This is a genomic window from Streptomyces sp. WM4235 (genome assembly GCF_001279725.1).
Lineage (GTDB): Bacteria > Actinomycetota > Actinomycetes > Streptomycetales > Streptomycetaceae > Streptomyces.
On record NZ_LGDE01000002.1, the window covers coordinates 107,548 to 134,233 of the forward strand.

Below are 26,686 nucleotides of genomic sequence, written 5' to 3' on the forward strand. Positions count from 1 at the left end.
GCAGGGCCGGACGTTGCCCCGTTCACCCGTTGACCGGTCGATCCGTCGATCCGTTGGTCGGGTTGTCGGTTGATCGAGGGCCGCACGCCCCGGCGCACTCGGTCGATCGCCGTGTGACCCGCTTCACTGCCACGGGGTGACGAAACCCGCGTCATAGCCGAGTCCCGCCCCGCTCTCTCCCGGTGAGAACCCTTCACCGAGCGACAGCGAACGGAGACCGGGCGATGACGATCCCCGAGGACAAAACGGCAGTGGAGTGGCTGGTGTCGGTGGCACCGGATCCCGACGCCTGCCGGTGGGAATGGGAGCGCAACCCCTTCGGGGTCGCGCTCCTGCCCGCCGGCCGGCGCTGGGACGTGCTGATCCTGCCGGGGGCGCTGGGGCAGGCCACCCTCGACGTACTGACCCTGCTCATCGACCGGCCCGGCCCGGTGCTCGCCGACGGCGAGTCCAGGCTGGGCTTCTTCGTGCCCGCCGGCACCGCCTCCCGCTGGCTCGGCACGGGCGTGCGGGGCGTCGGGCGCGGCGCCTGGATCGTCGTCCCGTACCCGGGCCGGGCGACCGGCGGGGTCCGCTGGGTGGTGCTCCCGGACGGCCGGGGGACGCTCACCGACCCGGCGGTGCTGGAGCTCGCGATGCACGAGGCGGCGGCGCTGGTCGCGGCGGAGGAGGGCCGGACACCTTGACAAGAGCATTGGTCTGGACCATCTTGGGCGCCGCTCCCCTCCATCCCCCCATGTACCGGAGGCAGTTGTGCGCGCACCCCGCAGGGTCGCCAACGGAACCCTGTCCCTCCTTACGGCCGCCGCCCTCGCGGTGGCCGGTCTCCTCGCCGCGGGCCCGCCGGCCGCGGCCGCCGACGCCGATCTGGCGCGCAACGGCGGCTTCGAGGCCGGACTCGACGGCTGGAACTGCCCGGGCGGCGGCGCCGCGGCCGTCACCGCCCCCGTCCACGGCGGGAGTTCCGCCCTCAAGGCCACTCCGGCCGGCCAGGACAACGCGCGCTGCGCCCAGACCGTCACCGTCAAGCCGGACTCCACGTACACGCTCAGCGCCTGGGTGCAGGGCGAGTACGTCTACCTCGGCGCGTCCGGGACCGGCACCACCGACGTGTCCGTCTGGACGCAGACCCCGGGCACCTGGAAGCAGTTGAGCACCACCTTCCACACGGGCGCCGCCACCACCTCGGTGACGGTGTACACCCACGGCTGGTACGGCCGGCCCGCCCACTTCACGGACGACGTCACCCTCGTCGGCCCGGACCCGGGCCAGACCCAACCCCAGCCCCCGGCCGCCCCCACCGGCCTCACCGCGTCCGCCGCCTCGTCGAGCGCGGTGAACCTCTCCTGGGCGGCCGCGCAAGGCGCCACGTCGTACCGCGTCCACCGCGCGGGCGCCGCCGCGCCGACCGTCACCGGCCCCTCGGCGACGATCACCGGCCTGACGGCGTCCACGGCCTACACCTTCCAGGTCAGCGCGGTGAACGCGGCGGGCGAGTCCCCGAAGAGCGCCCCCGTCACGGTGACCACCACCGGCGGGGGAGGCGGCGACCCGGGCAACCCGGGACTGCCCGCCCACGCCCTGGTCGGCTACCTCCACGCGAGCTTCGCCAACGGCTCCGGCTACGTGCGGATGGCGGACGTACCCGCGTCGTGGGACGTCATCAACCTGGCCTTCGGCGAACCGACCTCGGTGACCTCGGGCGACATCCGCTTCTCGCTGTGCCCGGTCAGTGAGTGCCCGAACGTCGAATCGGTCGCGGAGTTCAAGGCGGCCATCAAGGCCAAACAGGCGGCCGGCAAGAAGGTCCTGATCTCGATAGGCGGCCAGAACGGCCAGGTCCAGCTGGGCACCACGGCCGCCCGCGACACCTTCGTCTCCTCCGTCAGCAAGATCATTGACGAGTACGGGCTCAACGGCCTCGACATCGACTTCGAGGGCCATTCGCTCTCCCTGGCCACCGGCGACACCGACTTCCGCGCCCCCACAACCCCGGTGATCGTCAACCTGATCTCCGCCGTCAAGACCCTCAAGGCCAAGTACGGTCCGGACTTCGTCCTGACCATGGCTCCCGAGACCTTCTTCGTCCAACTCGGCCACCAGTACTACGGCTCCGGCCCCTGGGGCGGCCAGGACCCGCGCGCCGGCGCCTACCTCCCGGTGATCCACGCCCTGCGCGACGACCTCACCCTGCTGCACGTCCAGGACTACAACTCCGGCTCCATCCTGGGCCTCGACAACCAGTACCACTCCATGGGCGGCGCCGACTTCCACATCGCCATGACCGACATGCTGCTCACCGGCTTCCCCGTCGCCGGGAACACCGCCCGGGTCTTCCCGGCCCTGCGCCCCGAGCAGGTCGCCATCGGTCTGCCGGCCACGACCAACGCGGGCAACGGCCACACCTCGCCGGCCGAGGTGAACAAGGCGCTGAACTGCCTGACGAAGAAGACCGACTGCGGGACCTACCAGACCCACGGCGCCTGGCCGGCCCTGCGCGGCCTGATGACCTGGTCGATCAACTGGGACCGCTTCGGGGGCTGGGAGTTCTCCCGGAACTTCGACGGATACTTCGGCGGCTGACGGACGGATGCGCGGGTCGGCGGCCCGCGCTCTTCCGGCTCGGGTTCAGCCCGCCCGGTCGGCCTCTCGGTCAGCCTCTTGGTCGGCCTCTTGGTCGGTGTATCCGTCGACCCCTCGTCGTCCGCCGGTCCGCGTCGCCCGGCGGACGACGAGCATCAGGGGTGTGCACATCAAGGCGCTGGCCACCACGTCCAGCGGCCAGTGGAAGCCGCGCAGGATCAGGCCCACCGCCGTCAGCGCGGCCAGGGCGAGCGCGAGGGGGACCGGCCAGCGCCGCCGCGTGTACGGGGCGATCAGCAGGGCCGCGCCCACGTACGCCACCAGGGAGGTGGCCGTGTGGCCGGAGGGGAAGTAGCCGGCGGCCCAGGGCTCCAGGGGGCCCGGGCGGGCGGTCCACTCCTTGAGGGGCACGACCAACGCGGGAACCGCGACCATGGCCAGCCCCGCCGTCAGCGCGGCGCGGCGACGGCCGCGCCAGGCGGCGTACGCCATGGCCAGGACCAGGACGGGCAGCGCGACCGGGATGTTGCCGAGGTCCGAGAGACGTTCGGTGACGGAGTCCGGGACCGTGCGGACGACGGCGCGACTGAACTCCTCGTCGGGTACCAGCAGCGGCCCGGATGCGAGAACCTGCCAGGTGATGAGCGCGAAGAGCACCGCGCAGAGGGCGCAGAGGGCGCCGAAGGGTGCGAGAGAAGTGGCCGGCCGTCCCGGAACAGGGGGGATGGTTCCGGGACGGCCGCCCGGATCGGGTTGCCGGGCGCCCCGGGGGGTTTGGGGCGAACGGCTGTCCGATCGGTGAGGAGTGTGCGCGAACGCATGCCCAATACGGCGCTGGGGAAGCCCGGTACTGGTGTCGCCCTCGGTTTCCCGTGAGCGGGGTGTCTCACTCATCTGCAGAAACCGTACGCCAACCCGAAGGGGGCCGGCAGCGGGATCGCGCTCCCGCCATCGGCCCCCCACACGTTCTTCACAGTGTCCGACCGTTACCGCCGGTAGGAGTGGGTCACTGTGTTCGGGTAATCGCTCAGATGCCCGCGAATGCGGCCTCGATGACGTCCAGGCCCTCGTTCAGCAGGTCCTCGCCGATGACGATCGGGGGGAGGAAGCGCAGCACGTTGCCGTAGGTGCCACAGGTGAGGACGAGCACGCCCTCGGCGTGGCAGGCCTTGGCGAGCGCGCCGGCCGCCTCCGGGAACGGGGTCTTGGAGACCGGGTCCTTGACGAGCTCGATCGCGATCATGGCGCCGCGGCCGCGGATGTCGCCGATGATGTCGTACTTCTCCTGCATGGCCGTCAGGCGGGTCTTCATGACGGACTCGATCTTCTTCGCCGCGGCGTTGAGGTCGAGCTCCTTCATGGTCTCGATCGAACCGAGGGCACCGGCGCACGCCACCGGGTTGCCGCCGTAGGTGCCACCCAGGCCACCGCCGTGCACGGAGTCCATCATCTCGGCGCGGCCCGTCACGGCGGCGAGCGGCAGGCCGCCCGCGATGCCCTTGGCGGTGGTGATCAGGTCCGGGACGATGCCCTCGTCCTCGCACGCGAACCACTGGCCGGTACGGCAGAAGCCCGACTGGATCTCGTCCGCGACGAACACGATGCCGTTGTCGTTGGCGAACTTCACCAGCGCCGGGAGGAAGCCCTTGGCCGGCTCGATGAAGCCGCCCTCGCCGAGAACCGGCTCGATGATGATCGCGGCGACGTTGTCGGCGCCGATCTGCTTGCTGATCTGGTCGATCGCCTGCGCGGCGGCCTCCGGACCGCAGTTCTCGGCGCCGGTGGGCCAGCGGTAGCCGTAGGCGACCGGGACGCGGTAGACCTCGGGCGCGAACGGACCGAAGCCCTGCTTGTACGGCATGTTCTTCGAGGTCAGTGCCATCGTCAGGTTCGTACGGCCGTGGTAGCCGTGGTCGAAGACGACGACGGCCTGACGCTTGGTGTACGAACGGGCGATCTTGACCGCGTTCTCGACGGCCTCGGCGCCGGAGTTGAACAGCGCGGACTTCTTGGCGTGGTCGCCCGGGGTCAGCTCGGCCAGGGCCTCGCAGACCTCGACGTAACCCTCGTACGGCGTGACCATGAAACAGGTGTGGGTGAAGTCGGCGAGCTGCGCGGAGGCGCGGCGCACGACCGCCTCGGCGGAGGCGCCCACCGAGGTCACGGCGATGCCGGAACCGAAGTCGATCATGCGGTTGCCGTCGATGTCCTCGATGATGCCGCCGCCCGCGCGGGCCGTGAAGACGGGAAGCACGGAGCCCACGCCACCGGCCACCGTCGCCAGGCGGCGAGCCTGCAGCTCCTGCGACTTGGGGCCGGGGATCGCGGTGACGATGCGGCGCTCCTGCGGGACAGCGGTCATAGGGGGCTCCTGGGGGTGTTTTCGGACGCACTTGTGTCTTTGTCCGCAGGCTAGGCCCGGGGGCGGTGGTCCTGCATGCTCCGTTAGGGAGTGGTGCGCGCGTGTCCTTGTACGTGGAGGCCATGGGAGTGAGTAGGGGCGAGGCGTGGATATTGCCGTGGGGTACGAGCCCTAGGGCCGTACGGGGCACTAGATTGAGCGCCGCAGAGCAGGGGCACTTCGCCGGGGGCAGGGGTTCATGGACAGGGACGGCACGCAGGAAGCACACAGCACTCACCAGGGCGACACCCCCCCACCCACCGGCCGGTCGGCGCACCCACCGAAACCGCGTCACGCCCCCGGCCAGGCTCCGGCACTCGCAGAGTGGTTGCGTGTTGCGCGCCCTCCGGCGGAACCGGGTATTTGGCGTTACGGCCATGTCCCCCGAGCGGCGGTGGAGCCCGCCAAAACCCCGGACCGGGTGATCGCCAGCGGTGCTGTCATCTCCTTCCTTGCCTGCGTCCTCATCTGGTCGCTCATGCGCAACGCCTACATCCCCTTCTGGGACACCCCGCTGAAGCTCTTCACGCCGAACAGTTGGTGGGCGGCAAACGGAGAGCCGGTGGTGCATACGGGAGGGGTACGGGCCAAGCCGATCTACGAGTTCCTGTTCGATTCCGCCCTCCTCTACGGCTTCGGCCGCCTCGGCGCATGGAACACGGCCTGGAACCGGCTGGTCGTGGCGCGCGGCCCCTGGGTCCAGGCGGCAGCAGTCGTACCTCTCGCCTATCTGACCCTCCTCCTGGTGCACAATTACCAGCTGCCGATTCGGCAGTTGGTGGAGAGCTTCCTGCCGTTCGGCGGTTCCCCCGAGGCGAGTCGTGTGCTCATGACCACGGCCCGCACCGTGACCGACGTTGTGCTTGTTCTGGGCTTCGCCTGGCTCGGAGGCGGAGTACGACTGTTGAACCGGGTCCGGCCGGGTGCGTCTGGCGCCGGGGCGCTCGCGTCACTTGCTCTGCCCCGCGGGCATACCGGACGCTCTTCATCTCCCGCCACCCCCGACGACCCCGTCGCCTTCAACGAGCTGCGTGGCGCCGGGCTCGGGGAGGTGGCTGATCGGCTCGGCGGGGAGATCGGGGCCGGGCGGATGAACGACGTGGACTACGCCCGGATCCGCCGCGCCTGGGAGTCCGTGCGCGTCGATCCCTCGCGTGCGCGGGCCTTCGCCGACGCCGTTCGGAACAATGGCGCGGGGGCCTGCGTGCATCCCTCCGGGGCGCGGGACCTGCCCGTGCGGGCCGCGCGGCACGATCTGCTGACCCGGCAGGTGCTGCTGGGCACGGTGGAGGACGGGGAGCGCAACCCCTGGGCTCGGCGCGGGACCGCCCTCGCCCTCGATCCCGAGGTGCTCGGCACCTCGCTGGTGGCGGTCGGGCCCTCCGGTTCCGGCAAGACCCGTCACCTGGTCCGCCCCGTCGTGGAGGCCTTGGCGCTCCAGGCGCTGGCCGGGCAGGCGGCCGTCGTCGCCGTCGGTTCGGCGGGTGCCCGGCTCGGTCCGGACTCGGCGTACGACATCGTGGTCCGGATCGGCGATCCGGAGTCCGTCCACGACCTCGACCTGTACGGCGGTGCCACCGACCCCGATGAGGCGGCCGGTCTGCTCGCCGAGGCCTTCGTCGGGGACGTCCCGGGGGCCGAGGTGCGGCGCGCCGCGACGGCCCTCGCCCAGTTGCTCGGGCCGTTCCACACGGCTCACGGGCGCTTCCCCTCCGTGCCGGAGCTGCGCGACCTCCTCGATCCCGCCGGTGACGCGGTGGACGCGCTGCGCCGGGAGCTGGAGGCCGCCGGGCAGCCCGCGATGCTGCGCGAGCTCGACGCCCGCAGCCGGCAGCGCGGGGCCCCGGGCGATCCCGCTCCGGCGCTCGCCGACCGGCTGGCCCTGCTGGACCGGCCCGCCTTCCACGGGTTCTTCGACACCTCCGGGCAGAGCCGGCCGTTCTCGGTACGGGCGATGGAGCATCCCATCCGGGTCCGGGTGGACCTTCCCGAGCGGGGGCACGCCGGGGCGTCGCGGATGCTGGCACGGCTGTTGCTCGCCCAGTTCAACGCCTCCGTTGCGGCCCGCACGGACCGCTCGCTCTTCGCGTTCCTGGCCTTCGACGACGCCTCGCACACCTTGACCCCGGAGACCGTGCGCGGCGTGCAGCGGCTGAGGTCGGCGAACGCGGGGGTGCTGTTGACGCTGCGTACCCTCGACGACGTGCCGGACGGGTTGCGGACCCCGTTGCTGGGCGCGGTGGGCTGTCGGATGGCCTTCTCCGGGGTCACCACCTGGGACGGGAAGCGGTTCGCCGAGGCCTGGGGCACGGAGTGGGTGGAGACGCGGGACGTCACCCACCGGACGGTCTTCGCCGACCAGCCGCTGACCCGGGCCATCCACGCCTTCCGGAAGCTGGTCACGGGCAAGGCCGTGACCACGGACGCGGTGACCGTGCGGCAGGTGGAGCGCGAGCGCTGGTCGGCGTCCGACCTGGCGCACGCCGTGCCGCCGGACCACGCCGTGCTCTCGCTGACCTCGGTCCGGGGGGAGCGGGCCGCGCCCCTGCTGGTCAGGCTGGCCGGATCGAGCTGAGCGGACCCGTACGAGGTGGCAGAATCGAGGGGAGTCGTTCATACGACACGGCGCAATCCCCTTCGCCCGACACGGCGAAATACCCTTCGCCCGACACGGCGCAATCCCCTTCGCCGGACCCGGTGACAGGCTCCCTGCCCGACACGGCGACCCACCCCCGCTCCGTGCCCGGCCCGCTCGCCGCCCCACTCCTCCGTCTAAGGCCCCTGGTACCCGATGCCGCTCACCCTCGCCTCGCTCGTCCAGCACTCGGCGCTCAAGCTCAGCGTCCGGGCGGGGGAGGGCCGCCTCGACACGCCCGTGCGCTGGGCACACGTCAGCGAGCTCGCCGACCCCGTCCCCTACATGGAGGGCGGTGAACTGCTGCTGATCACCGCGATGAAACTGGACGCCGAGGACCCCGAGGAGATGCGGCGGTACGTACGGAGGCTCGCGGCCTCCGGCGTCGTCGGCATCGGCTTCGCGATCGGCGTCAACTACGAGGCGATTCCCGAGGCCCTGGTCGAGGCGGCGGCGGCGGAGGACCTGCCGCTGCTGGAGGTGCCGCGCCGCACCCCGTTCCTCGCCATCAGCAAGGCGGTCTCGGCGGCCCTCGCGGCCGACCAGTACCGGGCCGTGACGGCCGGTTTCGAGGCGCAGCGGGAGCTGACCCGCGCCGCCCTGTCGGCCGACGGCCCCGCCGAACTCCTGACGAAGCTGGCGGCGCACGTACACGGCTGGGCCGCGCTGTACGACACCTCGGGCGCGGTGGTCGCGGCGGCTCCCGACTGGGCGGCCCGCCGGGCGGCCCGGCTGACCCCGGACGTGGAGCGGCTGCGGGAACGGCCCGCGCCCGCGAGCGCGGTGGTGGGCGGCTCCGACGACCGCGTCGAACTCCAGTCGCTGGGTACGGGGCGACGGGCGCGGGGCGCGCTCGCGGTGGGCACCGGCGCCCCGCTGGGCACGGCGGAGCGGTACGCCGTGCACTCGGCGGTGGCCCTGCTGACGCTCACCACCGAGCGGTCCCGGTCCCTGCGCGACGCGGAGTCCCGGCTCGGGGCCGCGGTGCTGCGGATGCTGATGGTCGGCGAGGCGGAGCGCGCGCTGGCCGTCGCGGGGGATCTGTACGGGGCGCTCCTGGAGTCCCCGTTCCGGATCGTGGTGGCCGAGCCGGCCCTGACGGGGACGGCCCAACCGGAGGGGCTCGCCCAATTGGCCGATGCGGTGGAGTCGGCGGCGGCCCGTACCGGCGAGGCGCTGCTGGTGGTGCCCGAGGAAGGGCGGCTGGTGGTCCTGGCGGCCGAGGCGGGCTCCGCGGCACGGGCCTGTGCGGAGCACGCGGAACTGCTGGAGGCGCGGCGCGGCCGGGACACGACCGGGCCGGAGCCCGACGAACTGGTGATCGGGCTGTCGGGCACGGCCGGACCCGCCGGCGTGGCGGCGGCCTTCAAACAGGCGGACCAGGCGCTCGCCGTGGCCCGGCGACGCGGCCGGGCGATGGTGGAGCACGAGGACCTGGCGGCGGGGTCGGTGCTGCCGCTGCTGGCCGACGACGCGGTACGGGCCTTCGCGGACGGCACGCTGCGGGCCCTGCGGGAACACGACGCGAAGGGTCGCGGCGACCTGGTGGCCTCGCTGCAGGCCTGGCTCTCCCGGCACGGCCAGTGGGACGCGGCGGCGGTGGACCTCGGCGTGCACCGGCACACGCTGCGGTACCGGATGAAGCGGGTGGAGGAGATCCTCGGCCGCTCGCTGGACGACCCGGACGTCCGGATGGAACTCTGGCTCGCCCTCAAGGCCGCCTCGACCGTCTCCTAGGCCCTCTCGGCAAAGTGGCGCCCGGCCCCCGCGAGCGGCCCCGACACTGACAAAGCGGCGCGGGTCGGCATGCGTGTACTCCATGCCGGATAAACAACGAATCCTCCGCGGAGTCCTACGGTGGTGGGGACAAGGACCCCACCGCACAACTCCGAAGGGCCGGGATTCGCATGACTTCCACCCACGCCTTCTGGCTCGCCGGCCGCCTGGCCACCGGCGAGGACAGCTTCGACGTCCACTCCCCGTGGGACGGTCGCCTGGTCGGCTCCGTCAGCGTGCCGACCGACGCACAGGTCGAAGAGGCCGTGGCCGCGGCGCACGCCGTGACGGCGGAGTTCTCCGCGACCCCCGCCCACGTACGGGCCGCCGCCCTGGACCACGTGTCCAAGCGGCTCGCCGAGCGCACCGAGGAGATCGCCCAGCTGATCTCCGCCGAGAACGGCAAGCCCATCAAGTGGGCCCGCGGCGAGGTCGGCCGTGCGGTGTCCGTGTTCCGTTTCGCCGCCGAGGAGGCCCGCCGCTTCAACGGGGGAGAGGCCCAGCGCCTGGACACCGACGCCGGTGGCGTCGGCCGGCTCGCGCTGACCCGCCGCTTCGTCAAGGGTCCCGTGCTCGGCATCGCGCCGTTCAACTTCCCGCTGAACCTGTGCGCCCACAAGGTGGCTCCCGCCATCGCCGTCGGCGCGCCGATCATCCTGAAGCCGGCCCCGGCCACCCCGCTCTCCGGCCTGATCCTCGGCGAGCTGCTCGCCGAGACGGACCTGCCGGTCGGCTCCTGGTCCGTCCTGCCCGTGGCGAACGACAAGATGCCCGCCCTGGTCAAGGACGAGCGCCTGCCCGTCATCTCCTTCACCGGCTCCGACACGGTCGGCTACGCCATCCAGCAGTCGGTGCCCCACAAGCACTGCACCCTGGAGCTCGGCGGCAACGCCGCGGCCGTCGTCCTCGCCGACTGGTCCTCCGAGGCCGACATCGACTGGGCCGCGACCCGTATCGCGACCTTCTCGAACTACCAGGCCGGCCAGTCCTGCATCTCGGTGCAGCGCGTGATCGCCGACGCCTCCGTGTACGACCGCCTCGTCGAGAAGGTCGTCGCCAAGGTCCGTGCCCAGGTCACCGGTGACCCGTCCGACTCCGCCACCGACGTCGGCCCCCTCGTCTCCGAGGACGCCGCCAAGCGCGTCGAGTCCTGGGTGGACGAGGCCGTCTCCGCCGGCGCCAAGCTGCTCACCGGCGGCAAGCGCGAGGGTGCCTCGTACGAGCCCACCGTCGTCGCGGACCTGCCGGCCGGTGTCACGCTCGCCGTCGAGGAGGTCTTCGGGCCGGTCCTCACGCTGCAGAAGGTCGACGGGGTCGACGAGGCCTTCGCCGCCGTCAACGACTCGAAGTTCGGTCTGCAGACCGGCGTGTTCACCCGGGACATCCAGGTCGCGTTCCGCGCGCACCGCGAGCTGGAGGTCGGCGGTGTGATCGTCGGCGACGCGCCGTCCTACCGCGCCGACCAGATGCCGTACGGCGGCGTCAAGCAGTCCGGTGTCGGTCGCGAGGGCGTCCGCTACGCCATGGACGACTACACGTACGAGCGGGTCCTGGTCCTCACGGGCCTGGACATCTGAGCGCACTCGTACGGCCATGAGCCGACGGCCGGAGCCCACTGTGCGGGGGCTCCGGCCGTCTCCTTTTCGCCCACCCGGCCGGACGCCCCTTTTCAGGGCGCACGAAACGGGTACCACTCACCAGGTAGCACCGACCGGTATCCGGAAAGTCAACCGACTTCGGCGGCGAGGTGAGTCCCCTCTCATGTCCGCAACACAGCCCAGCGGCACTCAGCCCAAGGTGACCGAACGCGAGGCACGGCAGGTCGCGGAAGCGGCCCGGGAACAGGACTGGCGCAAGCCCAGCTTCGCGAAGGAGCTCTTCCTCGGGCGGTTCCGGCTCGACCTGATCCACCCCCATCCGCTGCCCGCCGACGAGGACGTCCGGCGCGGCGAGGCCTTCCTGGCCCGGCTGCGGCAGTTCTGCGAGACGCAGATCGACGGGGCCCGCATCGAACGCGAGGCGAGGATCCCCGACGAGACCGTGCGCGGACTGAAGGAACTCGGCGCACTCGGCATGAAGATCGACCCGAAGTACGGGGGTCTCGGTCTCACCCAGGTGTACTACAACAAGGCGCTCGCCCTCGTCGGTTCGGTCAGCCCCGCCATCGGGGCCCTGCTCTCCGCCCACCAGTCGATCGGCGTCCCCCAGCCGCTCAAGATGTTCGGCACCCGGGAGCAGAAGGACACCTACCTGCCCCGCTGCGCCACCACCGCCATCAGCGCCTTCCTGCTCACCGAGCCCGACGTGGGCTCCGACCCGGCGCGACTGGCCACCACGGCGGTACCGGACGAGAGCGGCGACGGGTACCTCCTCGACGGGGTGAAGCTCTGGACCACCAACGGGGTGGTCGCCGACCTGCTCGTCGTGATGGCCCGGGTGCCGAAGAGCGAGAACCACCGGGGCGGGATCACCGCCTTCGTGGTCGAGGCGGACTCGCCCGGCATCACCGTCGAGCACCGCAACGCCTTCATGGGCCTGCGCGGTCTGGAGAACGGCGTCACCCGCTTCCACCAGGTGCGGGTCCCCGCGGCCCAGCGGATCGGAGCCGAGGGCGCCGGTCTGAAGATCGCGCTGACCACCCTGAACACCGGCCGCCTCTCGCTGCCCGCCATGTGCGTCGGTGCCGGCAAGTGGTGTCTGAAGATCGCCCGCGAGTGGTCGGGCGTGCGCGAGCAGTGGGGCCGGCCGGTGGCCCGGCACGAGGCGGTCGGCGCCAAGATCGCCTTCATCGCCGCCACCACCTTCGCCCTGGAGGCCGTGGTCGACCTCGCCTCCCAGATGGCCGACGAGGACCGCAACGACATCCGCATCGAGGCCGCCCTCGCGAAGCTCTACGGCTCCGAGATGGCCTGCCTGATGGCCGACGAACTGGTCCAGATCCGCGGCGGACGCGGTTTCGAGACCGCCGAGTCGCTGGCCGCCCGCGGCGAGCGGGCCGTCCCCGCCGAACAGATGCTGCGCGATCTGCGCATCAACCGGATCTTCGAGGGCTCGACCGAGATCATGCACCTGCTCATCGCGCGGGAGGCGGTGGACGCCCACCTGTCGGTGGCCGGCGACCTCATCGACCCCGAGAAGGCCCTCGGCGACAAGGCGAAGGCCGGCGCCCGGGCGGCCGGGTTCTACGCGCGCTGGCTGCCCAGACTGGCCACCGGGGCCGGCCAGGTGCCGGGGACCTACCGGGAGTTCCACCCCGACGGCCACCCCGACCTCGCCACCCACCTGCGCTACGTCGAGCGGACCTCCCGCAAACTCGCCCGATCGACGTTCTACGCCATGTCCCGCTGGCAGGGGCGGATGGAGACGAAGCAGGGCTTCCTCGGCCGGATCGTGGACATCGGCGCCGAACTCTTCGCGATGAGCGCCGCCTGTGTGCGCGCCGAGCACCTGCGCGCGACCGGCGAGCACGGCCGCGAGGCCTACCAACTCGCCGACGCCTTCTGCCGGCAGTCCCGGATCCGCGTCGAGGAACTCTTCGGCCGGCTCTGGTCCAACACCGACGACCTGGACGGCAAGGTCGTCGCCGGGGTGCTGTCCGGCACCTACACCTGGCTGGAGGAGGGCATCCTCGACCCCTCGGGCGACGGCCCGTGGATCGCCGACGCCACCCCGGGCCCGTCCACCCGCGAAAACGTCCACCGCCCGCTGCGCTGACCTGCGAGGATCAAGACGGGCCCGAGCCACGAGGAGCGATCCGAGCGACCGAGGGAGCGGCCCGCGCGAACAGGACGAGTACCGGCACGAGCACGAGGCGGACGGGAACGATGGCGATGGCCGAGGAAGACCGTCACAGCCGACGGCTGGCCTGGTGCGTGGCGCACCTGCTGCGCCACGCACCGGACCCCGTCACCGCCGACCTGACGGGCCGGCTGGACGACACCACCCGCAAGTACCTGCTCCGCGACGAGTACCTGCCCGCCTCCCTCGTCACGCTCGTGCTGCGGCACGGCAGCGACGAGGACCGGCGGACCGTCGCCCGCAACCCGCGCGTGTTCGGGCGCCCGCTGCCGGGCCTGCCCGGACCCGCGCGGTACGCGGCCCGCCCCGCGCCCGGCCCGGAACTCCTCGCGGCCCTCGGCGTCGGCCCCGGACCGCTGGACACCGACGAACTGATCGGGCTGCTGCGCGCGCACGGCGCCCGCCCCCGGCTCCCGCTCACCCTGCTGCGGCTGCCGCACACCCTCGACCCCGAACTGCTGCGCGCCCGGCACGCCCGCGACCCGTTGCCGCCCGGCGCGATCGAGGCGCTGCTCCTGGTCGGCGACCTGCCCCTGGACGTGTCCGTCGCGCTGCTCGCCGGCACGCCGGGGGAGACGTACGGGCGCCGCTGGTACCGCCCCGCCGTACGGGCCGTCCGGATGGGGCTCCTGACCTGCGACGAGCTGGTCTCCCGCGTGACTCCCGCCGGGCGGACCCTGCTCCTGGCGGACCTGTCCGCCGGTCCGGGCGGGCTGCGCTGGAACGTGCCCGAGCAGGCCGAGGTCCGGTCCGCCGTGCGCCGGGTGCTGCGACCCACCCTGGGTGACGACCCGCGCTGGTGGCCGATCCTGAGCCGGCGTGCCGTCGGCTTCGGCGGCACGCTGCCCGAACTGGTCGAGGTCGTGGCCGCGCGGGAGACGCCTCCGGCCGGTGTCCACACGGGCCCCGAACCGGTCGGCGGGGTGGAGCGCGAACTGGCCCTGGTCAGCCTGGCCGTGCCGATGGAACAGGTCAGCGAGGACATTCGATGGGTCCGTGACTGCCTCGACCGGGGCCTGCTCACCGGGGCCGACGTGATCCGCCACAAGGTGCCCGCCTGCTGGGCCCTGGACGAGGACCACTGGCTCGGCGACATCGACCACCCCGACCGCCACGACCGTCCCGAGGCCGTCCACGCGGCCCGCGCCGAGGCGGACCGACTGTTCGCCGAGGCCCTCGGCGCGGACGCGGACGCCTGGTGGCGGGCCGCCCGGGCGCTCCCCGACTTCGCCGGGACGCTGCCGGAGCTGTTGGCCGGTGTGATTCAAGGGGACTCCGTGTCCAACCGCACCTGAGTTGCGGCAACAATGGGAGCATGAGCGACAGCCCAGCCCCCCTCGCCGATCCGCACCTCCTCTTCGACCCCGCGGTCGGCCGCCGGGACATCGTCATCCTCGGGTCGACCGGGTCCATCGGGACCCAGGCCATCGACCTCGCCCTGCGCAACCCGGACCGCTTCCGCGTGACCGCGCTGTCCGCCGCCGGCGGGCGCGTCGCGCTGCTGGCCGAGCAGGCCCGGCTGCTGCGGGTCGACACGGTCGCCGTGGCCGACGAGGACGCCGTACCGGCCCTGAAAGAGGCGCTGAGCGCCCAGTACGGCGGCGGCGAGCCGCTGCCGGAGATCCTGGCCGGACCCGACGCGGCGAGCGAACTGGCCGCCTCCGCGTGCCACACCGTGCTCAACGGCATCACCGGCTCCATCGGCCTCGCGCCCACCCTCGCCGCCCTGCGGGCCGGCCGGACCCTGGCCCTGGCCAACAAGGAATCGCTGATCGTCGGCGGCCCCCTGGTCAAGGCGCTGGCGAAGCCCGGTCAGATCATCCCGGTGGACTCCGAGCACGCCGCGCTGTTCCAGGCGCTCGCCGCCGGCACCCGCGCCGACGTGCGCAAGCTCGTGGTCACCGCCTCCGGCGGCCCCTTCCGCGGCCGCACCCGCGCCGAGCTGGCCCACGTCACCGTCCAGGACGCGCTGGCGCACCCCACCTGGGCCATGGGCCCGGTCATCACGATCAACTCGGCGACCCTGGTCAACAAGGGGCTGGAGGTCATCGAGGCGCACCTGCTCTACGACATCCCCTTCGACCGCATCGAGGTCGTCGTCCACCCGCAGTCCTACGTCCACTCGATGGTCGAGTTCACGGACGGCTCCACCCTGGCGCAGGCCACCCCGCCGGACATGCGCGGCCCGATCGCGATCGGCCTCGGCTGGCCCGAGCGGATCCCCGACGCGGCCCCGGCGTTCGACTGGACCAAGGCGTCGAGCTGGGAGTTCTTCCCGCTGGACACCGAGGCCTTCCCGTCGGTGGGACTGGCCCGCCACGTGGGCGCACTGGGCGGTACCGCCCCGGCCGTGTTCAATGCGGCGAACGAGGAGTGCGTGGCCGCCTTCCTGGCCGGTCGGCTGCCGTTCACAGCAATCATGGATACGGTCTCCGCTGTGGTCGATGAGCACGGAACGCCGGAGGCGGGAACTTCCCTGACCGTCCGGGACGTCCTTGAAGCGGAGACCTGGGCCAGGGCCCGGGCACGGGAGATGGCGGCACGCGCCGCCGTGGAGGCGAGCGCATGACGATACTGCTGACCCTGATCGGTGTGGTCGTCTTCGCGGTCGGCCTGCTGGTCTCCATCGCCTGGCACGAACTCGGCCACCTCTCCACGGCCAAGATGTTCGGCATCCGCGTGCCCCAGTACATGGTCGGCTTCGGCAGGACCGTCTGGTCGCGGAAGAAGGGCGACACGGAGTACGGGATAAAGGCCATCCCGATGGGCGGCTACATCCGCATGATCGGGATGTTCCCGCCCGGCGAGGACGGCAAGGTCACCGCCCGCTCGACGTCGCCCTTCCGCTCGATGATCGAGGACGCGCGCTCCGCCGCGTACGAGGAGCTCCAGCCCGGCGACGAGACGCGGCTGTTCTACACGCGCAAGCCGTGGAAGCGCGTGATCGTGATGTTCGCCGGGCCGTTCATGAACCTGGTCCTGGCCGTGGCCATCTTCCTGGCCACGCTGATGACCTTCGGCGTGAACACCCAGACCACCGTGGTCAGCAGCGTGTCCGACTGCGTCCTCCAGCAGAGCGAGAAGCGCGACAAGTGCGCCGCCGGCGACCCGGTGGCCCCCGCCAAGGCCGCGGGCCTGCTGCAGGGGGACAAGATCGTCGCGTTCAACGGCAGGAAGGTCGACGACTGGTCGGCGCTCCAGAAGGACATCCGCGCCACCGTCGGCCCGGCCACCGTCACCGTGGAGCGCGCGGGCCGCCTGGTCGACCTGAAGCCCACCCTGATCGAGAACACGGTCGCCAAGACCGACGGTCGCGGCGAGTACGTCAAGGACCAGTACGTCACCGCGGGCTTCCTCGGCTTCGCGCCGGCCAGCGGGTACGTGGAGCAGTCCTTCCCGCAGGCCGCCTCCCGCATGGGCGACATGATGGAGTCCGGGGTCGAGTCCCTGGTCGCGCTGCCGTCCAAGATCCCGGCCCTGTGGAACTCCGTCTTCAACGGCGCCGAGCGCGACGTGAACGGCCCGATGGGCATCGTGGGCGCCGCCCGGGTCAGCGGCGAGATCTTCACCCTGGACCTGCCGCCCACCCACATCCTGGTGATCTTCCTGAACCTGGTGGCGGGCTTCAACCTCTCGCTGTTCCTGTTCAACATGCTGCCGCTGCTGCCGCTCGACGGCGGTCACATCGCGGGCGCGCTGTGGGAGTCGGTGCGACGCAACGTGGCCCGTGTCTTCCGCCGGCCGGACCCCGGTCCGTTCGACGTGGCGCGGCTGATGCCCTTGGCCTACGTGGTGGCGGGAGTCTTCGTCTGCTTCACCCTGCTGGTGCTCGTGGCGGACGTGGTGAACCCGATCAAGATCACCTGACGCGTCCGGTCCGATCTCCGGATCGACCGCTCATGCGAAAGTCGTACGACCGTGCGTAGGAGGCCGGGCACACATCGTGCCCGGCCCTTCGCGTTCGGGTGGCACACCCCCGGCGATGCGTGGGTCCCGCGCTGATTGGCGTAATCTCGAAGCCTGGAGCCCGCCGATCTCGGGACCTTGATCCACACCTTGGGGTTGCACAGCAGATGACTGCCATCTCTCTCGGAATGCCGTCCGTGCCGACGAAGCTCGCCGTCCGACGGGTCAGTCGCAAGATCCAGGTCGGTTCCGTGGCCGTCGGTGGAGACGCACCCATTTCGGTGCAGTCGATGACCACGACCCGCACCTCCGACATCGGCGCCACCCTCCAGCAGATCGCCGAGCTCACCGCCTCCGGCTGCAACATCGTCCGTGTCGCCTGCCCGACGCAGGACGACGCCGACGCGCTCGCCGTGATCGCCAAGAAGTCGCAGATCCCGGTGATCGCCGACATTCACTTCCAGCCGAAGTACGTGTTCGCCGCGATCGACGCCGGCTGCGCCGCCGTCCGCGTCAACCCCGGCAACATCAAGCAGTTCGACGACAAGGTCAAGGAGATCGCGCACGCGGCCAAGGCCGCGGGCACCCCGATCCGGATCGGCGTCAACGCGGGCTCCCTCGACGCCCGACTGCTCAAGAAGTACGGCAAGGCCACCCCCGAGGCGCTCGTCGAGTCCGCGCTGTGGGAAGCCTCCCTCTTCGAGGAGCACGGCTTCGGCGACATCAAGATCTCGGTCAAGCACAACGACCCGGTCGTCATGGTCAACGCCTACCGCCAGCTCGCGGCCGCCTGCGACTACCCGCTGCACCTCGGCGTCACCGAGGCCGGCCCCGCCTTCCAGGGCACCATCAAGTCCGCCGTCGCCTTCGGCGCCCTGCTCTCCGAGGGCATCGGCGACACCATCCGCGTCTCCCTCTCCGCCCCGCCGGTCGAGGAGATCAAGGTCGGCAACCAGATCCTGGAGTCGCTGAACCTCAAGCCCCGCCGCCTGGAGATCGTCTCCTGCCCGTCCTGCGGGCGGGCCCAGGTCGACGTCTACAAGCTGGCCGAGGAGGTCACGGCGGGCCTGGAGGGCATGGAGGTCCCGCTGCGCGTCGCGGTCATGGGCTGCGTCGTCAACGGCCCCGGCGAGGCCCGCGAGGCCGACCTGGGCGTCGCCTCCGGCAACGGCAAGGGCCAGATCTTCGTGAAGGGCGAGGTCATCAAGACCGTCCCCGAGTCGAAGATCGTGGAGACCCTCATCGAGGAGGCGCTGAAGATCGCCGAGCAGATGGAGAAGGACGGCATCCCGTCCGGCGAGCCCACCGTCGCCATCGGCGTCTGAGCGACCCCGCCGACACCGCTGAGGCCCCGGCCCGTTCCCGCAGCTCGCGGGCGGGGCCGGGGCTTTTTCGTGACCCGTGGGACCAGGCATCCTCATGCGACGCCGGGTACAGTTCGGGGATCAGCAGACTTGCATGGTGAGGCCCCAGTGTTGACGCAGACCACCACCCGGGTCCTTGAGCCCAGTGATCTCGACGCCGCGCTCGCGGTCCTGGGACGTGACCCCGTCGAGAACGCCTTCGTCACCTCGCGCGTCCAGGTCGCCGGGCTCGACCCGTGGCGCCTCGGCGGCGAGATGTGGGGCTGGTACACCGACGGCGCGCTCCAGGCCCTCTGTTACGCGGGAGCCAACCTGGTCCCCGTCTGCGCCGGACCCGACGCCGTACGCGCCTTCGCCGACCGGGCCCGCCGCACCGGCCGCCGCTGCTCCTCCATCGTCGGCCCGGCCGAGGCCACCCGGCTGCTGTGGCAGCTCCTGGAGCCCAGCTGGGGCCCTGCCCGGGACGTCCGCTCCCGCCAACCCCTCATGATCATCGAACAGCCGTCGACCGAGGTCAGGGCGGATCCCCTGGTCCGCCGGATCCGCAAGGACGAACTGGACCTGATCATGCCCGCCTGCGTGGCGATGTTCACCGAGGAGGTCGGCATCTCCCCGCTCGCCGGGGACGGCGGCCTGCTCTACCAGGCCCGGGTCGCCGAACTCGTCGGCTCCGGCCGCTCCTTCGCACGCGTCGAGGACGGCAAGGTCGTCTTCAAGGCGGAGATCGGCGCCGCCACCCCCCGCGCCTGCCAGATCCAGGGCGTCTGGGTCGACCCCGAGTTCCGCGGCCGGGGGCACTCCGAGGCCGGCATGGCGGCCGTCGTCGAGTACGCGCTGCGCGACGTGGCCCCGGTGGTCAGCCTCTACGTCAACGACTTCAACACCGCCGCCCGGGCGTCCTACCGCCGCGTGGGCTTCCGCGAGGTCGGCGCGTTCATGAGCGTGCTCTTCTGACCCGACCCGACCCCGGCCCGCTCCACCCGCGGCGGCCGGCTCCCGCGGAACCCGGGGCGTCGGCGCCCCCGGGGCGGGCCGCCGGCCGAGAGGGCCACGTATCCCTGGCCGGTACCCCCGAGTAAGGTCACGGCATGCTGCCTACCTCCGAGGGCGACGACCCCGACCGGCCCGCCGGACTCCGCATCGCCGCCCTCGACCTCGCCGCCCGCGTGGACGAGGCCCTGCGCGTGCAAGCCGTCGCGTTCGGGCTCAGCGACGACGAGGTCGGCATCCGGCGCTACATCGTCCAACGCCACATGGACTGCCGGGGCGCCCGCGCCCTGGGGGCGTTCACCGAGGACGGCGCGCTCGCCGGATTCGTGTACGGCATGCCCAACGACCGCGACCACTGGTGGTCCACCGTCGTCGAACCGCACCTGCGAGCCGGCGGCCACGACGGCTGGCTCGACCACTCCTTCGTCATCACCGAACTCCACGTGCACCCCGGATTCCAGGGCCGGGGCGTCGGCCGCGCCCTGATCACGCGGATCACCGACACCGCCGCCGAGCCCCGCTCGATCCTGTCCGCCATCGACACCGAGAGCCCCGCCCGCGGCCTCTACCGCGCCCTCGGCTACACCGACCTCGCCCGCCGGGTGCACTTCCCCAGCGCGAGCCTGCCGTACGCCGTCATGGGCGCCCCGCTGCCCCTGCACCGGCGCTGAATTCGTTTCGGACCCCGCGCCGGTCCCCGATAGCCTCCCGTCATGTCAACGCAACACGTGCAGCGCATGTCCCGCCTCATGGCCAAGACCCTCCGCGAGGACCCGGCCGACGCGGAGACCCTCAGCCACCGCATGCTGGTCCGCGCCGGCTACGTCCGGCGCAGTTCCGCCGGGGTGTGGACCTGGCTGCCGCTCGGCAAGCGGGTCCTGGACAACGTCTCGCGCGTCGTCCGCGAGGAGATGGACGCGATCGGGGCCCAGGAGGTACTCCTCCCCGCGCTGCTGCCCAAAGAGCCGTACGAGGTCAGCGGCCGCTGGTCGGAGTACGGCGACCTGCTCTTCCGCCTCAAGGACCGCAAGGGCGCGGACTATCTCCTCGGCCCCACCCACGAGGAGATCTTCACCCTGCTGGTGAAGGACCAGTGCACGTCCTACAAGGACCTGCCGGTCATGCTCTACCAGATCCAGACCAAGTACCGCGACGAGGCCAGGCCGCGCTCCGGGGTGCTGCGCGGCCGCGAGTTCCAGATGAAGGACTCGTACTCCTTCGACGTGAGCGACGAGGGCCTGGCCGAGTCCTACGCCCTCCACCGCGCCGCCTACCGTCGCATCTTCGAGCGGCTCGGGCTGAACCACCGGATCGTGTCGGCGGTCTCGGGAGCGATGGGCGGCTCCGCGTCCGAGGAGTTCCTCGCCCCGGCCGAGGCGGGCGAGGACACCTTCGCCGACTGCCCGTCCTGCGACTACGCGGCCAACACGGAGGCGGTGACCTTCGCCCTGACCCCGGTGGCCGGCGAGCACGGCCCGCTGGAGGAGATCCCCACCCCCGACACCCCCACCATCGAGACGCTGGCCGCCCACCTGGGCGTACCCGCCTCGGCGACGCTGAAGAACCTCCTCGTCAAGGTCGACGGCGAGATCGTGGCCGTCGGCGTACCGGGGGACCGCGAGGTGGACCTCGGGAAGCTGGGCGAGCATCTCGCCCCGGCCGTCGTGGAATTGGTCACGGCCGAGGACTTCGTGGACCGGCCCGACCTGGTACGCGGCTACGTGGGCCCCCAGGGCCTGGGCAAGGTCCGCTACCTGGCCGACCCCCGTGTCGCGCCCGGCACTTCATGGGTGACCGGCGCCAACAAGCCCGACACACACGCCCGCGACGTGGTCTGCGGACGGGACTTCGAGGTGGACCGGTACCTCGACGTGGTGGTCGTGGAGCCCGGCGACCCCTGCCCGCTCTGCGGTGTCGGCCTCCGCCTGGACCGCGCGATCGAGATCGGCCACATCTTCCAACTGGGCCGCAAGTACGCCGACGCCTTCGGGCTCGACGTGCTCGGCAAGGAGGGCAAGCCGGTCCGGGTCACGATGGGCTCGTACGGGATCGGCGTCTCCCGGGCGGTCGCGGCGCTCGCCGAACAGACCGCCGACGAACGGGGGTTGTGCTGGCCCGCCGAGGTGGCACCGGCCGACGTGCACGTGGTCGCGGCGGGCAAGGCCGTACCGCTGGCGCTCGCCGCGGAAGCCGCCGAGGCGCTGGCCGCCGCGGGCCGGCGGGTCCTCCTGGACGACCGGCCGGGACTGTCGCCCGGGGTCAAGCTCACCGACGCGGAGTTGATCGGCGTGCCGTGGATCCTGGTCGCCGGGCGCCGCTCGGCCGAGTCGGTGGTCGAACTCCAGAACCGCAGGGAAGGCACCCGCGAGGAGCTCCCCCTGGCGCAGGCGCTGGCCCGCCTGACGTGACGTGACGGTCCGGCCGGGACGCGGGGCCCGTCGGCCCGTGTCCCGGCTAGTCGCGTTCGGCCGGGGGCGGGTCGAGGGCCGGGGGCGCGTCGGGGTCCGCACCCGGCTCGATGGTCGGGGTCGGGGTCGCGGTCGGGGCCGCGCCCGGCTCGATGGCCGGACCCGGGGGTGCCGGGGGTGCCGGGGGTGCGGGAGGCGCGGGGGCGGGCGCCGCGCGTTCGAGGAAGCGCAGGAGTTCCACCGGGAACGGCAGGACCAGCGTGGAGTTCTTCTCCGCCGCCACCGCCACCACCGTCTGCAGGAGCCGCAGTTGCAGCGCCGCCGGCTGCTCCGACATCACCTCGGCCGCCTCGGCCAGCTTCCTCGACGCCTGGAGTTCCGCGTCCGCGTTGATGATGCGCGCCCGCCGCTCACGGTCCGCCTCGGCCTGCCGGGCCATCGACCGTTTCATGGTCTCCGGCAGCGAGACGTCCTTGATCTCGACCCGGTCGATCTGGACGCCCCAGCCGATCGCCGGGCTGTCGATCATCAGCTCCAGTCCCTGGTTCAGCTGCTCCCGGTTGGACAGCAGATCGTCCAGGTCCGACTTGCCGATGATGGACCGCAGCGAGGTCTGGGCCATCTGCGAGACCGCGAACCGGTAGTCCTCGACCTGGATGATCGCGTCGGCCGCGTCGACCACCTTGAAGTAGACGACCGCGTCCACCCGCACCGTGACGTTGTCCCGGGTGATGCCCTCCTGGGCCGGCACCGGCATCGTCACGATCTGCATGTTCACCTTGCGCAGCTTGTCCACGCCCGGGACGACGAAGGTGAAGCCGGGGCCCCGAACACCCTCACGGAGCCGGCCCAGCCGGAACACCACGCCCCGCTCGTACTGCTTCACCACCCGGGCGGCGACGCCCAGGTACACCATGATTCCCACGCCCGCGGCGACAGCCGCTGTCAGCAGTTCCTCGACCATGACGGCCCCCTGCCGTACATATCCTTATATGTACGGTATGCCCTACAGCCAGGCCGCGAACTCCAACAACAGCTCGGCGTCCCGACGCCGCCCGGCGGCCAGCGCCCGGTTCCCCGACTCCACCGCGCGGAACACCGCCCAGCCCCGCAGCCGCTCCCGGTCCACGTCCAACGCGTCGGCCAGTTTGTTCACCCGCCGGCGCGCGCCCGACGCCCCCGTCGAGGAGGCGACCTGGTCCTCCAGCCGGTCCCTGACCAGCCGCGCGAGGTCGTAGGCCCGCTCGCCGACCACCGGGTCGGGACCGACCGTCAGCCACGGCGCCCGCTCACCCGCCAACACCTTGCCCTGCCGGAAGTTCCCGTGCAGCAGCAGTTCCTCGCCCGGCGCCGCCGTCAGCTCCTCACGGAGCGCGAGGGCCGTCGCGGCCAGCGCCTCGACCTCCGGGGGAGCCTTCCGCAGTGCCTCGGCCTGCCGGTCCGTGCGCTGCGCGACGGTCTCCCACCGGTGATCGGCCCCGGGGGCCACCCACAGCCGCCGGAGCGTCCCCGAGGCCTCCAGCAGCGCCTTCGCCTCGGGCAGCGAGCGCAGCGACACCTCCGGGTGCAGCCGCTCCAGGAGCAGCGCCCCGTCCTCCTCGTGGTAACGCGAGTCCAGGACCCGTACGGCCCCGAACCCGCCCCAGTGGGCGAGCGCCGCCAGCTCCCGGTCGGGCCGCGCCCCGGGGGGCGCCAACTTCAGCGCGGCCGGGGTCCCGTCGGCGTACCGGACGAGGACCACCAGGCTGCTGCGGCCACCCGGGGCCTGCACCCGCTGCGCGGCCACCTCACGCCGGGTCAGCGCCTCCTCGGTCAGTCGGGGCAACCGCCCCAGCCAGTCCGTGTCCCGCGTCGTCTCCGGCGTCTCGCCGAGCGCCCGTACCAGCCGCTGCGGCGGTTCGAAAGCCATGCGTGCGTGATCCCTTTCAGCTGGTCTGGGCTCGCTTCGAACGTTCCGTGAGCCCAGGGAAGGCTACGCCGACACCACGCCAGCGCGCCGCGCGGACCGCCGCGGCGCTCAGCGCGTCGGCCGCCTCGCGGCGCAACGGGCCGTCGGCGGCCCGCACCAGATCGGAGTAGGCGCCGGCCACCCGGTCCTCGACGTCACCGGCGAGCCGCTCGGCGTCCGCAGGGGTCCGCAGTTCGAACGGCAGGGCGTACGCGGCCTCCGACGGTCGGGGGGATCCGCCCAGGTCACGCACGGTACGGGCGAGCGAGTCACGCCGCGCCAGGTGCTGCCCGTACGCCTCGCGGGCCTCGGGCGCACGGGCCGCCGCGATGCGCGCGCCGATCACCCCGTAGGCGTACGCGGCTGCGTGCTCGGCGGCCAACGCTGACTGCGCGGCCTCCAGCGGGCGGGTCGTCGCGGAGGGCTCGGGCTTCACGGTCGGGCTCCCGGGTTCGAGGTCAGCAGGTACGCGTGGACCGCGCCGCAGGCCGCGACCGAGGCCAGCAGGCGCGCCAGCTCCCCGGGGGCGCCGGCCAGCGCGACGGTCCGGGTCTCGGCCAGGCTCCGCTCGGCGTCCGCGAGTTCGGTCAGGGCGTCGGCGGCCTTGGGCGGAACCGGCTCGCCGGAGCGCGACGGCGTGGCCGTCGCCGAGGCGGAGGGCGAAGGGGAGGCCTTCCGCTCGTCCGACCGACCGGGTTCGACGAACGCCAGGGCGGCGGGGTGCGCCGCGACGGAGGCGCGCAGCGGTACCAGCCGCCCGGCCAGGTCCGGATGGGCGGCGATGGTCCTGTCGTAACGTTCCAGCAGATCCTCGCTGTCACGAACGGCGCCCTCCCGCATCCGCCGTTCGAGTGACACCTCGGTGCTCGCGCCGGAGGAGTCGTCACCACCCGAGCACCCGCCGAGCAGCGCGGTGCCGCCCGCGCCGACGGCCGTGACGAGCACGCCGCGACGAGAGGGGCGCGATGCGCGCGAAGGACGCGGGGGACCGGCGGCCTCCGCCGGCTCCGGGAAACCCGAGGTCCGCGCGGGCACGGACGGCGGGCGTGGCGTGGTCCAGGGCACGGTGACGTCCTCCGGAGGTGACGGCGGGGCGGGTGTGATCAAGGTACCCGGGGCCCGTCCCGGAGCGCGGACGGCAACACCCTCCGCGACCGGATACCCTTTGACCTGACACGCGACAGAAAACCACAACAGCACACGCGGCCGAGGAGTCACCCGGATGAGCACCACCCAGAGCGACAGGCTGCGCGGACTGCTGGAGCCGCTGGTCACCGCCAAGGGCCTGGACCTCGAAGACATCGAGACGTCCAAGGCGGGCAAGCGCCGGATGCTGCGGATCATCGTGGATTCCGATGAGGGTGTGGAACTGGACGCCTGTGCCGAGCTGAGTCGCGAGGTCTCCGATCTGCTCGACGAGAGCGACGTGATGGGCGAGGACGAGTACGTCCTCGAAGTGAGCTCGCCGGGCGCGGACCGCCCGCTGACCGAGCACCGTCACTACATCCGGGCGATCGGCCGTCTCGTGAAGTTCCAGTCGGCCGAGAGCGGGGAACTGATCGCCCGCATCCTCGACGTCGACGACGAGGGCATGGACCTCGAAGTACCGGGTGTGAAGGGCCGCAAGGCGACCACCCGCCGCATCGCATTCACCGACATCGTCAAGGCGCGTGTCGAGATCGAGTTCAACCGCAAGGACAAGAAGGAAGAGGAGGCGTAGTCGTGGACATCGACATGAGTGCCCTACGGGGTCTGGTCCGGGAGAAGGAGATCTCCTTCGACCTGCTCGTCGAGGCGATCGAGTCGGCCCTCCTCATCGCGTACCACCGCACCGAGGGCAGCTTCCGCCGCGCCCGCGTCGTGCTCGACCGCACCAACGGTCACGTGGTCGTGTGGGCGACGGAAGACCCGAAGGATCTCGAAGAGGGCCAGGAGCCCAAGGAGTTCGACGACACGCCGTCGGACTTCGGCCGGATCGCCGCGACGACCGCCAAGCAGGTGATCCTCCAGCGTCTGCGCGACGCCGAGGACGACCTGACCTTCGGCGAGTTCCTCGGCCGCGAGGGTGACGTCATCACCGGCGTCGTCCAGCAGGGCAAGGACCCCAAGAACGTCCTCGTCGACATCGGCAAGCTGGAGGCCATCCTGCCGGTGCAGGAGCAGGTCCCCGGTGAGGAGTACACCCACGGGCTGCGCCTGAAGGCGTACGTGGTGCGCGTCGCGAAGGGCGTCCGCGGCCCGTCCGTGACCCTCTCGCGGACCCACCCCAACCTGGTGAAGAAGCTGTTCGCCCTGGAGGTCCCGGAGATCGCCGACGGCAGCGTCGAGATCTCGGCCATCGCCCGCGAGGCCGGCCACCGCACCAAGATCGCCGTCCGCTCCACGCGTTCCGGCCTGAACCCCAAGGGCGCCTGCATCGGCCCCATGGGCAGCCGCGTGCGCAACGTGATGGCCGAATTGCACGGTGAGAAGATCGACATCGTCGACTGGTCGGACGACCCGGCGGAGATGGTCGCCAACGCCCTGTCACCCGCCCGGGTGAGCAAGGTCGAGGTCGTCGACTGGGACTCCCGTTCCGCCCGCGTGACCGTGCCCGACTACCAGCTGTCGCTGGCCATCGGCAAGGAGGGCCAGAACGCCCGCCTTGCCGCGCGGCTCACCGGCTGGCGCATCGACATCCGCCCGGACACCGAGGACCCCTCGGACCGGGACGGCGACCGCGACCGCGGTGGTGACCGGGACCGCGACGGTGACCGGGACCGCGGTGGTGACCGCGGTGCGGACCGTCACTCCGACCGGCGCGGGGAATAAACCACTACCGGTCGGTGGTTTTCGGCCGGTAGACAGGGACCCCGCAGGTCGGGGTCCCTGACCTGT

The 26,686-nt window shown here is 72.1% G+C and carries 21 protein-coding genes; 15 read left to right on the forward strand and 6 right to left on the reverse strand.

What is annotated here, in order from left to right:
- Positions 1-224 precede the first annotated feature (224 nt).
- Complete coding sequence (locus ADK55_RS01645) at positions 225-686, forward strand: hypothetical protein (protein ID WP_053675213.1); 462 nt, start codon at positions 225-227, stop codon at positions 684-686.
- 100 nt (positions 687-786) lie between these two features.
- Positions 787-2,583 (forward strand): chitinase, encoded by a 1,797-nt coding sequence (locus ADK55_RS01650; RefSeq protein WP_234349844.1) that lies wholly within the window; start codon positions 787-789, stop codon positions 2,581-2,583.
- A 45-nt stretch (positions 2,584-2,628) separates the two neighbouring features.
- Here ADK55_RS01650 and ADK55_RS01655 read toward each other — a convergent pair whose 3' ends face one another.
- Complete coding sequence (locus ADK55_RS01655; protein ID WP_234349841.1) at positions 2,629-3,240, reverse strand: phosphatase PAP2 family protein; 612 nt, start codon at positions 3,238-3,240, stop codon at positions 2,629-2,631.
- Positions 3,241-3,610: 370 nt separating this feature from the next.
- Positions 3,611-4,945 carry a 4-aminobutyrate--2-oxoglutarate transaminase gene (gene gabT, locus ADK55_RS01660; protein ID WP_053675217.1) on the reverse strand — a complete coding sequence of 445 codons (1,335 nt, stop codon included), beginning with the start codon at positions 4,943-4,945 and terminating at the stop codon, positions 3,611-3,613.
- Between the two features lie 238 nt (positions 4,946-5,183).
- Between gabT and ADK55_RS01665 the strand changes: the two genes are divergently transcribed.
- The 11 genes from ADK55_RS01665 (at position 5,184) to ADK55_RS01715 (ending at position 21,861) form a co-directional block, all read left to right on the forward strand.
- The gene (locus ADK55_RS01665) at positions 5,184-7,559 is read left to right on the forward strand and encodes an ATP/GTP-binding protein (protein ID WP_053675218.1); all 2,376 of its coding nucleotides are present in this window, start codon (positions 5,184-5,186) and stop codon (positions 7,557-7,559) included.
- 216 nt (positions 7,560-7,775) lie between these two features.
- The gene (locus tag ADK55_RS01670; RefSeq protein WP_053675220.1) at positions 7,776-9,356 is read left to right on the forward strand and encodes a PucR family transcriptional regulator; all 1,581 of its coding nucleotides are present in this window, start codon (positions 7,776-7,778) and stop codon (positions 9,354-9,356) included.
- Between the two features lie 170 nt (positions 9,357-9,526).
- On the forward strand, positions 9,527-10,972 hold the full coding sequence (locus tag ADK55_RS01675; RefSeq protein ID WP_053675222.1) for an aldehyde dehydrogenase family protein: 1,446 nt from the start codon (positions 9,527-9,529) through the stop codon (positions 10,970-10,972).
- Positions 10,973-11,156: 184 nt separating this feature from the next.
- The gene (locus ADK55_RS01680) at positions 11,157-13,109 is read left to right on the forward strand and encodes an acyl-CoA dehydrogenase family protein (RefSeq protein ID WP_053675224.1); all 1,953 of its coding nucleotides are present in this window, start codon (positions 11,157-11,159) and stop codon (positions 13,107-13,109) included.
- Positions 13,110-13,225: 116 nt separating this feature from the next.
- Entirely contained in the window at positions 13,226-14,488 is a 1,263-nt protein-coding gene (locus ADK55_RS01685) for a hypothetical protein (RefSeq protein WP_053675226.1), read from the forward strand.
- 20 nt (positions 14,489-14,508) lie between these two features.
- Positions 14,509-15,762 carry a 1-deoxy-D-xylulose-5-phosphate reductoisomerase gene (dxr, locus tag ADK55_RS01690; RefSeq protein WP_053675228.1) on the forward strand — a complete coding sequence of 418 codons (1,254 nt, stop codon included), beginning with the start codon at positions 14,509-14,511 and terminating at the stop codon, positions 15,760-15,762.
- Complete coding sequence (locus ADK55_RS01695) at positions 15,759-17,060, forward strand: M50 family metallopeptidase (protein ID WP_053675231.1); 1,302 nt, start codon at positions 15,759-15,761, stop codon at positions 17,058-17,060. The genes dxr and ADK55_RS01695 overlap by 4 nt, the downstream gene beginning before the upstream one ends.
- Positions 17,061-17,266: 206 nt before the next feature.
- The gene (ispG, locus tag ADK55_RS01700; RefSeq protein ID WP_053675232.1) at positions 17,267-18,424 is read left to right on the forward strand and encodes a flavodoxin-dependent (E)-4-hydroxy-3-methylbut-2-enyl-diphosphate synthase; all 1,158 of its coding nucleotides are present in this window, start codon (positions 17,267-17,269) and stop codon (positions 18,422-18,424) included.
- Between the two features lie 147 nt (positions 18,425-18,571).
- Positions 18,572-19,417, forward strand: coding sequence for a GNAT family N-acetyltransferase (locus ADK55_RS01705; protein ID WP_053675234.1), 846 nt, complete (start codon positions 18,572-18,574; stop codon positions 19,415-19,417).
- Positions 19,418-19,551: 134 nt separating this feature from the next.
- Positions 19,552-20,124: a GNAT family N-acetyltransferase gene (locus tag ADK55_RS01710; RefSeq protein ID WP_053675236.1), complete on the forward strand. Its 573-nt coding sequence runs from the start codon at positions 19,552-19,554 to the stop codon at positions 20,122-20,124.
- 42 nt (positions 20,125-20,166) lie between these two features.
- Positions 20,167-21,861, forward strand: a complete 1,695-nt coding sequence (locus ADK55_RS01715) for a proline--tRNA ligase (protein ID WP_053675238.1) — start codon at positions 20,167-20,169, stop codon at positions 21,859-21,861.
- A gap of 46 nt (positions 21,862-21,907) precedes the next feature.
- On the opposite strand, the gene ADK55_RS01720 is transcribed toward ADK55_RS01715, so the two are convergent.
- Genes ADK55_RS01720 through ADK55_RS01735 form a run of 4 tightly spaced genes read right to left on the reverse strand, consistent with a single transcriptional unit; the run spans position 21,908 to position 24,754 of the window.
- Positions 21,908-22,825 carry a slipin family protein gene (locus ADK55_RS01720; RefSeq protein ID WP_053675240.1) on the reverse strand — a complete coding sequence of 306 codons (918 nt, stop codon included), beginning with the start codon at positions 22,823-22,825 and terminating at the stop codon, positions 21,908-21,910.
- Positions 22,826-22,867: 42 nt separating this feature from the next.
- Positions 22,868-23,770 carry an aminoglycoside phosphotransferase family protein gene (locus ADK55_RS01725; protein ID WP_053675242.1) on the reverse strand — a complete coding sequence of 301 codons (903 nt, stop codon included), beginning with the start codon at positions 23,768-23,770 and terminating at the stop codon, positions 22,868-22,870.
- A 16-nt stretch (positions 23,771-23,786) separates the two neighbouring features.
- Positions 23,787-24,245 carry a ferritin-like domain-containing protein gene (locus tag ADK55_RS01730; protein WP_053675244.1) on the reverse strand — a complete coding sequence of 153 codons (459 nt, stop codon included), beginning with the start codon at positions 24,243-24,245 and terminating at the stop codon, positions 23,787-23,789.
- Positions 24,242-24,754 carry a hypothetical protein gene (locus ADK55_RS01735; RefSeq protein WP_053675246.1) on the reverse strand — a complete coding sequence of 171 codons (513 nt, stop codon included), beginning with the start codon at positions 24,752-24,754 and terminating at the stop codon, positions 24,242-24,244. Before ADK55_RS01735 ends, ADK55_RS01730 begins: the two co-directional genes overlap by 4 nt.
- Before the next feature lie 277 nt (positions 24,755-25,031).
- Here ADK55_RS01735 and rimP point away from each other — a divergent pair, with 277 nt between their 5' ends.
- Positions 25,032-25,529 (forward strand): ribosome maturation factor RimP, encoded by a 498-nt coding sequence (gene rimP / locus ADK55_RS01740; RefSeq protein WP_053675248.1) that lies wholly within the window; start codon positions 25,032-25,034, stop codon positions 25,527-25,529.
- A 2-nt stretch (positions 25,530-25,531) separates the two neighbouring features.
- Complete coding sequence (gene nusA, locus ADK55_RS01745) at positions 25,532-26,620, forward strand: transcription termination factor NusA (RefSeq protein ID WP_053675249.1); 1,089 nt, start codon at positions 25,532-25,534, stop codon at positions 26,618-26,620.
- Positions 26,621-26,686 lie beyond the last annotated feature (66 nt).